The organism is Synechococcus sp. Cruz CV12-2-Slac-r, from assembly GCF_024346075.1.
Lineage (GTDB): Bacteria > Cyanobacteriota > Cyanobacteriia > PCC-6307 > Cyanobiaceae > Synechococcus_D.
The window spans coordinates 1-8,213 of record NZ_JAGQEK010000077.1; the positions used below are offsets into that span (position 1 = coordinate 1).

The window sequence follows — 8,213 nt, forward strand, 5'->3', positions numbered from 1 at the left end:
ACCTCTAGGTAGGGCAGGGTTATATCGCGAACTCGCTGAATTAGAAGGCTTAGTTGATGAATACTGGGAAGCATCCACCATGGCAAGCAATAGAGTTGAAGTATTAAGAGAAAAACTTAACGAGAAAATGCAAGCCCTAGATCTAGATAAATTAAATACCACAATTGGCATTCAAAATAGTAATATTGATTCATTTTTTAGCGACAATTTCAATGAGAAAATAAGCAGGGTTGACGGCTATTTATGTGAATTAAAAGAGGCACAAATACGAACTGGTTTGCACATTTATGGTTGTGCACCCACAACTGCTGCTGAAACTGAATTGCTTTTGGCAATTGCCCGCTCCCCCGGCTCCAGCCGCATTGGCCTTAGCCGCGCTCTTGCAAAAGATCTTTGCCTCTGCCTCGATCCATTAACTGCAGCTGAGGCTGACCTACTCACATCAGCAGATCAACAACGGCTGCAAGGGATTGCTCCAGAAATGGTTCTGCGCACCCAGGGGGATGGCATCACCGCACTTGAAAATCTTGGAGCTAGTTGCCTCGCTGGATTAGTTGCAGCTCCTGGCAGCACCACTGCAGCAGAGCTGATTCGGATCAATCAGGATCTACTGCCAAGGTTGAAAGGTTGCGCCCCCTTAGAGCGCCACAATCTGCTGGCTGCTCTGCGGGGGGAACGCATTGAGGCTGGTCCTTCTGGCGCTCCAACCCGTGGCAGGCCTGAAGTTCTTCCAACGGGAAGAAATTTTTATTCAGTAGATCTGCGAGCAGTGCCAACGGAAGCGGCATGGGATATCGGCAGAAAAGCTGCAGACTCCCTTCTCGAGCAACATCTTCAGGCCGAAGGTGATCACTTAACCCATTTGGCCATTTCAATTTGGGGCACCAGCACGATGCGCAGTGGTGGAGATGATGTAGCTCAGGTGCTGGCCTTTATGGGGGTTCGGCCTTTATGGGATGGCCCCAATCGGCGCATGGTGGGGCTCGAATTGATTCCTATTAATTTCCTTGGCCGGCCAAGAGTTGATGTAACGGTACGAATCTCGGGCTTTTTTAGAGATGCTTTTCCACAACTACTGCATTGGCTCAAGGAAGCGAATCACATCGTTAAACAGCAGGCTGATGGTTGCGGCGGTTGCCAGGTTTACGGTTCAGCCCCTGGAGCCTATGGAGCTGGTTTGCAGGGATTGATCGAAAGTGGAAATTGGGAAAGCAAAGATGATTTAGCTGAAGCGTTTCTAAACTGGAGCAAATGGCGTTACCAGGCCAGTGAAGAGCCAGTGGCAGACCGCAGCGGCTTAGAAAAACGCCTTAACGAAGTGCAAGTGGTTTTGCACAACCAAGACAATCGCGAACACGATCTACTTGATTCAGATGATTACTACCAATTCCATGGCGGTATGGCGGCTGCAGTGCGGCGTATTCGGGGCAGTGATCCCCAACTCTGGTTTGGCGACCACTCTCAACCTGAACGGCCAAGGCCAAAACCTTTAGCTCTAGAATTAGACAAAGTTATACGCAGCCGGCTTTTAAATCCTCGTTGGATAGAAGGAATGCAAAAACATGGCTATAAGGGAGCTTTTGAATTTGCTGCTAGCCTTGATTATCTCTTTGCCTATGATGCCTGCACTGATTTAGTGCCAGATTGGGCCTATGGAGCAATCTGTAAACGATGGCTAGAGGATCTTGATGTTCAGAAAACAATAAAACAGAGCAATCCGTGGGCATTGCGCGATATGGCAGAGCGATTACTTGAAGCAAGTAATCGCGGTTTATGGGAAAATCCAGAACAAAAACAGTTGCAGTTTTTGAAAGAACTGGTGCTAACAACAGATAAAAATATTGAAACTGCCAAAAATAGCGAAATTAGCCCAGGTCTTTAAGCATGTTCTTGAAGGGATCTATTGATCCAGGCTTGGCAGAACGGGCCACTGGCGGAGCAATCTTTTCAAGTTCAACGGGCTTCTTTGATGCGCTACCAGGCACATTTGTGCCTGAAACAGCAGAACCCCTCATGCGATTTTCAAGCTCCTCCTGACTAATTTGTTGAGCGAAGGTTTTTTTAACGGGCTTTGGCACCAGATCATTGTTATAAATGCTTGGCTCGCTCACTGCCGCTTCTGGAAGTCCGTCAGAAACCTTCTCGAGCCGTGATGCCATCGAATCCACCTCTTCAATGCGTTCCTTGAGGCCTGGGTTTGCTGCGGTGCCAGGAAAGGTGCGCCGAATGCTGTAAGGGCGACGCATGAAATTAACGTCGCCGAGGCTGCCAGCACTATCTGGTTCTAGGAAAAAGCTTTTGTCTGGCTCCGTTTCATTGGGCTTGCGGCGGAAGCGATCGAAGAATCCCATAACACCCATATTTACTAAAAGTAAATTTAGCGGCCCAACAGGCTTAATCCGTGGCTATCGGTGCCACAACTATGCAAAAGGTTGAGTTCACTAGCTAAGGCAGCCACACGATCACACACATGGGCACTTGGGCGCCAACGAGGTTGCATTTCGTAGTCGTACCAGGCTTCGGCCCCATCAAAGCCAAGTGCCGCCGCCGCTTTCACCAACAGCTTGAAATTGAGCCGATAGCGGGCGGGATGGGCAAGCAAAGCCAAGCCATCAGCTGCCTGGATAGCTTTTACTACAGAAGTGGCGTTCAATTTCTCCCCCACCACTGCATCCCCCTTTAGGTATGGAGCCATGGCGGGGTGATCTGGTTTGTAGCCAAGGGCTAAAACATGCACCAAGCAATTTTCAAGAACACAACTCACTTCGGTGCCAGTCCAAAGAGTAGGAACCGCTTTACCAGCAGCTTGAAATTTCGCTAATTCATTTTTAATAATTGGATAGGCTTCAAGGCTGTGGTGATCAGTAACAGCAAAGTGTTCAAGCCCAATTTGCACAGCCTGCTCAGCTAGAGCTTTTGGCGTGAGGCTTCCATCACTACAAAGGGTGTGGCAGTGAAAATTAAGTTTCTTGGGGCAACTTTCCTTCGTTACTGAAGCGAGCACTAAGCGCAAGGGATGATCAAGAGGCATGGCTCGCCTCCCGTTCTGCCCGCAGGCGCCGCCAGCGGGCATAGAACTGAATAGTGCCAGCCATAAAAACCACCAGCCCCACTATCAACCAGCTTGCAGCACTGGTGGGAAATTGATTCTTGAATACCACCAGCATCACAACAATTACTAACAGCAAGGTGGGCAATTCATTAAAAGCGCGTAACTGTTTTGCGCTCCATTCACATTTGCCCTGGGCAAGTAAACCCATCAGGCGATAACAGAACCAGTGATATCCTAAAAGAATTACTACAAAAGCAAGTTTGGCATGCAACCAACTTTGAGATAACCAGCCTGGGTTGCCAATTAGTAAACCTGCTGCGCCAACAATTGTTACAACCAAACCCGGGGTAGTAATTATATTTGCAAGACGCTTTTCCATCAAACCAAACTGTTGCTCAAAAGCTTGGCGGAGAGGCTCTGCCTGCTCTGCCGCTTCTACATGATAAATAAAAAGTCTTACTAGGTAAAAAAGACCAGCAAACCATACAACAACCCCGATAATATGAAGTGTTTTAAACCAAAGGTAAGCTTCAGCTGAAAGATGTAGGCTCATTTGCTAGTACCGCTTTGAGCCCATTCATAACCTGCCGCGGTTGCAGCAATGGCAAATCTTTCTTCGCTACTGAATTTATCTAGTTGTTTAATCATTAATGCCATCCGCGGATGGCTGCGAAAACGCTCTGAGTGGCGATCTAAGAAATTCCAATAAAGGGCTGTAAAAGGACAAGCATCCGGTCCGCTGCGTTTAGCGGGATCAAAACGGCAGTTTTGGCAATAGGTTCCCATACGTTGCAAGTATTTGCCGCTAGCGGCGTAGGGCTTGCTAGCGAGTTTTCCAGCATCAGCCCAAAGCCCCATACCAAGCACATTTGTTTGCATTACCCAATCGTGGGCATCAACAAATTGACTTGTAAACCAAGCAACGTATGCCTGGGGATCCCAGCCTGCCAAAAGACCTAAGTTGCCAAGCACCATTAAACGCTGGATGTGATGGAGATAGCCGCTGCTAGCCAGTTCTGCCAAAACGCTGTCTAGGCATTGCATACCGCTTCCGCCAAGATTAGTGATGAAAGCTGGTATTGGAGCTGTTGCCTCAAGAGCATTTGAAAATTGGTAGTTGGCATCGAAATGCTGGTAAAGGCCGTGGGTAAATTCTCGCCAACCAAGTATTTGACGTATCACCCCTTCCAAACTGGCCAGCGGCACCTGTTGCTCAAGGCCCGCCTGCTCAAGGCGTTTCAACACTTCAAGGGGCTGCAACAGGCCAAGGTTTAAGTAAGGGCTTATTAGTGCGTGCCAGAGGGTTGCTTCACCCTGCACCATTGCATCTTGATATGGGCCGAAATCTGCAAGCCGTGTAGCTATGAAATGCTCGAGCACATCCAGGCCTTGCTGCCTGTTAACACCCCAACGAAAAGGCCGCGCCGCGCCTGTGAGTTGATATTTAACCTGCAACTCCAATAGTTTTTCGATCACTGCTTCAGTGCAGCTATCGGGCTCAAACCACAGGGCGGGCGGGCCAATCAACCCACCTCGCGGTGGTTTGCGATTTTCCTTATCGAAGTTCCATTCGCCCCCTAAAGGTTGATCAGCTGCCATCAGCAGATCAAAACGCTTACGGCCCTCGCGATAGAAAAATTCCATCCGCAATTGCTTTTTAGTGCCCACCCATTCAGCGAATTCAGCCTTACTCCAGAGGAATTGATTATTGCGATACCAACGCAGCTGCCAATCAGGCTGAGTTTCCAGCTGGGCGGCAATACGTTCGATCGCCTTATGGATAGGGCGATCACTTGGTTCCATCACCCGAAGTTCGCTGATGCCGTGGCTTGTGAGCCAGCCCGTCAAAGCTTCTGCGTAGCTGGGGGCCTCCACAAGATCAACCTTCCAACCCGCACAACGCAATTCATCCGCAAAATGCCGTTGAGCAGACCAAAAAAAGATCTGCTTCTGCAAATGGGGCCCGGCATTTAAAACAGATAGGGATTCCACCAATAAAACCCTCGCATCGCTGGGTTTGCAGGATGCCAAAGCCGCTTGCAACAGATGTAGCTGATCATTCAGCACCCAAATGCCAACTGCCACTGCGAGGAACCAAGATGAATGGGTTACTTGATTAGCTTATGGATTTTGATCTTCTGGTGATTGGCGCCGGCTCAGGGGGACTTGCAGCTGCCAAACGAGCCGCACGCCATGGAGCAAAAGTGGCAATCATTGAAGGCAATCGAGTTGGGGGCACCTGCGTGATTCGAGGTTGTGTGCCCAAAAAACTTTTAGTGTATGGATCTGAATACAAAGAAACCTTACAAAACGCAGAAAGTTATGGGTGGGATATAAAAAATAATGGCTGCAATAGCCAAGTATTGTTAGCAAATGTACGCAAGGAAGTAGATAGGCTTAATCAAATATATATTAAATCCCTTGAGAGTGCAGGAATCGAATTAATAACAGGTTGGGCTTCATTTGTAGATGCGCATACTATTAAAATTGGGGAACGATGCGTAAGTGCCAGCAATATATTAATTGCAGTGGGAGGAGCTCCAACACGATTAAATATTCCAGGGGGAGAGTTGGGCTGGGTAAGTGATGATCTTTTTGAGGCAGAGCAATTACCAGAATCGATCTTAATTATTGGAGCAGGCTACATAGCTTGCGAGTTTGCTTGTATTTTAGCTGGCCTTGGCGTTAAAGTAACTCAAATCGTGAGAAAACATAGGCTTCTGAAGGAATTTGACACAGAATTGGTAAAATCTGTAGAAACTGAAATGCAAGAATTAGGTATTAAATTAGAATTTGGTTGCTCACCTAATAGCATCCAAAAGCAGGAAAATAATTACTATGTTAATTGCACTCGCAATAACTCCGATTCCACTGCTAGCGAGCAACTGAGTTTCAATGCCATGGCGGTATTGCAGGCTGCGGGGAGGGGTGCATTTTTAAAAAATTTACAATTGGAAGCGGCAGCTATCACCCATGAAAAGGATCGGATAATTGTTAATGAATACCAACAAACAAATATTGCGCATATCTATGCAGTGGGAGATGTTACAAATAGGGTCAATTTAACCCCGGTAGCGATTGATGAAGGTAGGGCAGTTGCCGATAATGTATTTGCAGGAATTAAAAGGGTTGTAAACCACGAGATTATTGCTACTGCAGTTTTCACGCAACCTGAATTTGCCTGTGTAGGCCTGAGTGAAGATGAGGCCAATAACAGGTTTGGAATTGAAAATATAGTTATATATAAAGCAAAATTTCGTAGTTTGCAGCAAGCTTTACCTGCCGCTGGGCCTCGGTGCATATTAAAACTTGTAGTAGCTAAAACCTCTAATCAAATATTAGGGTGCCACATGGTTGGCAACCATGCAGCTGAAATTATTCAAATGGCTGCAATTGCAGTGGGTATGGGAGCAACCAAAGCAGATTTTGATAGAACGATGGCATTACATCCAAGTATTTCTGAGGAATTTGTAACGATGGTCTAAGTGGTTTCCTCATCATTTGTTGGATGAAAAAAATCGTAAATTTGTTTAGCTAATGCTGAGCCCATGCCAGGGCATCCCCCTAATTGTTCAGCTGTAGCCAATTGAATTGCATCAATTGAACGAAAATGAGCTAGGAGATCTTTTACACGTTTAGGGCCAAGGCCTGGAATGTCGCTAAGACGGGATCGCTTCATGCGCTCTCCGCGCTGTTGCCTGTGAAATCCAACTGCAAATCTATGGGCTTCATCCCGCAGTCGCCTTAAGAGAACTACCCCTAATTGATCAGGTTCTGTGTTTAAAGGATCAGAAGCACCTGGGGTAAATATTTCCTCTTTTTGTTTAGCAAGTGAACAAACCACTAACTCATCAGCCAAATCCAATTCTCTAAGTGCTTCCATCACTGCAGATAACTGCCCCTTACCGCCATCGATCATCACAACATCAGGCCAATCGATTAAACCATCGCTTTGCAATGTTGTTTTGGTACGACGCCGCAATTCATTTAAATCGGCGCCCCCTTGCTTTGCTTGGCTCCAGCGTCTAAACCTGCGGCGCATAATTTCCGCCATCGCCATAAAATCATCACTATGCCCCGATTGAATACTGCTACTTTGAATTTTATATTTCCGATAATGCTGTTTTGCGGGAAGTCCGTCGATAAATACCACCTGGGATGCCACTGCATCGCTGCCTTGAATATGGCTGATATCAAAACCTTCAATACGTCTGGGAGGATGCTCCAGTTCTAGAAGTTGAGCTAGATCCTCAAGGGCTAAATGCTGCTGTTCAGCATTGCGCTGCGCCCTTACCAATTCATAACTGGCATTGCGCACAACCATCTCGATTAGTTCCGCTTTCTGTTGCCGTTGCGGATTTAGCAGGGTTACCTTGCGCCCCCGTCTCTGCCGCAGCCAGGCCTCAAGTAATTCCTGCTCTGGCAGGGGATGTTGCAGTAAAACCTCGGGGGGAATTTCCACCGGATCCACCTGGCTGTAGTGCTCCTCCAGCACCCTTTGCAGAATCGCGCCGGGGGATGCCGCTTCGGCATCAGCTGTATAGCCAAGGCGCCCAACTAATTTACCTGCTCTAACTTGAAATAATTGAACTGCAGCTACACGATCATCACTTGCTAATGCAATCACATCCCTACTGATATCAGAATCTGGTAAGGCAACTTTCTGTTCTGATGTAAGTAACTCTAATCCTTTTAATTGATCGCGAGCCAGTGCAGCAGCTTCAAAATCAAGACGTTCGGCATAGCGAATCATTTGCTGTTGCAATAAATCAAGCAGCTCATCATTTCGGCCTTGAAATACCATTGCAACTTTTTGGATTATTATTTTATAATTTTCTGCAGAAATCTTTTCCTGGCAAACTCCAGGGCATCTGCCGATGTCATAGTTGAGGCAGGTTCTATCTCGATGCAAGGGTTGAGGCCGCTGGCGGAGTGGAAATACTCGCTTAACGATTGCTAGGGTGCGCCGCAACAAACCAACATCAACATATGGCCCATAAAAACGATCACTCGCGCGGCGAAATCTTCGTTGCCTTGTAATAAATATACGCGGATAATCTTCGCTCCACGTGATGCACAAATATGGGTATTTTTTATCGTCCTTTAAAAGAACATTAAAATGAGGCTGATGGTTTTTTATTAGATTTGATTCAAGAACTAA

Annotated in this window: 7 protein-coding genes; 2 read left to right on the forward strand and 5 right to left on the reverse strand. The window is 47.0% G+C overall.

Translation table 11 applies throughout. The features are described 5' to 3' along the window. Nucleotides 1-1,882: cobaltochelatase subunit CobN (locus KB557_RS07220; RefSeq protein ID WP_255132751.1), on the forward strand; the 1,882-nt coding region annotated here is incomplete at its 5' end. Here the strand turns inward: KB557_RS07220 and KB557_RS07225 are convergent. The 4 genes from KB557_RS07225 to KB557_RS07240 are packed head-to-tail and all read right to left on the reverse strand — an operon-like array spanning nucleotide 1,866 to nucleotide 5,137. Continuing rightward, nucleotides 1,866-2,351, reverse strand: coding sequence for a hypothetical protein (locus tag KB557_RS07225; RefSeq protein WP_255132753.1), 486 nt, complete (start codon nucleotides 2,349-2,351; stop codon nucleotides 1,866-1,868). The two genes, KB557_RS07220 and KB557_RS07225, sit on opposite strands and share 17 nt — an antisense overlap. Nucleotides 2,352-2,377: 26 nt before the next feature. Then, nucleotides 2,378-3,031 carry a PHP domain-containing protein gene (locus KB557_RS07230; RefSeq protein ID WP_255132755.1) on the reverse strand — a complete coding sequence of 218 codons (654 nt, stop codon included), beginning with the start codon at nucleotides 3,029-3,031 and terminating at the stop codon, nucleotides 2,378-2,380. Continuing rightward, nucleotides 3,021-3,605 (reverse strand): protoporphyrinogen oxidase HemJ, encoded by a 585-nt coding sequence (hemJ, locus tag KB557_RS07235; RefSeq protein WP_255132757.1) that lies wholly within the window; start codon nucleotides 3,603-3,605, stop codon nucleotides 3,021-3,023. The genes KB557_RS07230 and hemJ overlap by 11 nt, the downstream gene beginning before the upstream one ends. Then, nucleotides 3,602-5,137, reverse strand: coding sequence for a cryptochrome/photolyase family protein (locus tag KB557_RS07240; RefSeq protein ID WP_255132759.1), 1,536 nt, complete (start codon nucleotides 5,135-5,137; stop codon nucleotides 3,602-3,604). Before KB557_RS07240 ends, hemJ begins: the two co-directional genes overlap by 4 nt. A 38-nt stretch (nucleotides 5,138-5,175) precedes the next feature. Here KB557_RS07240 and gorA point away from each other — a divergent pair, with 38 nt between their 5' ends. After that, the gene (gene gorA, locus KB557_RS07245; protein ID WP_255132761.1) at nucleotides 5,176-6,537 is read left to right on the forward strand and encodes a glutathione-disulfide reductase; all 1,362 of its coding nucleotides are present in this window, start codon (nucleotides 5,176-5,178) and stop codon (nucleotides 6,535-6,537) included. Here gorA and uvrC read toward each other — a convergent pair. Next, on the reverse strand, nucleotides 6,534-8,213 hold a 1,680-nt coding region (gene uvrC, locus KB557_RS07250; protein ID WP_255132762.1), incomplete at its 5' end, for an excinuclease ABC subunit UvrC. The genes gorA and uvrC overlap by 4 nt on opposite strands.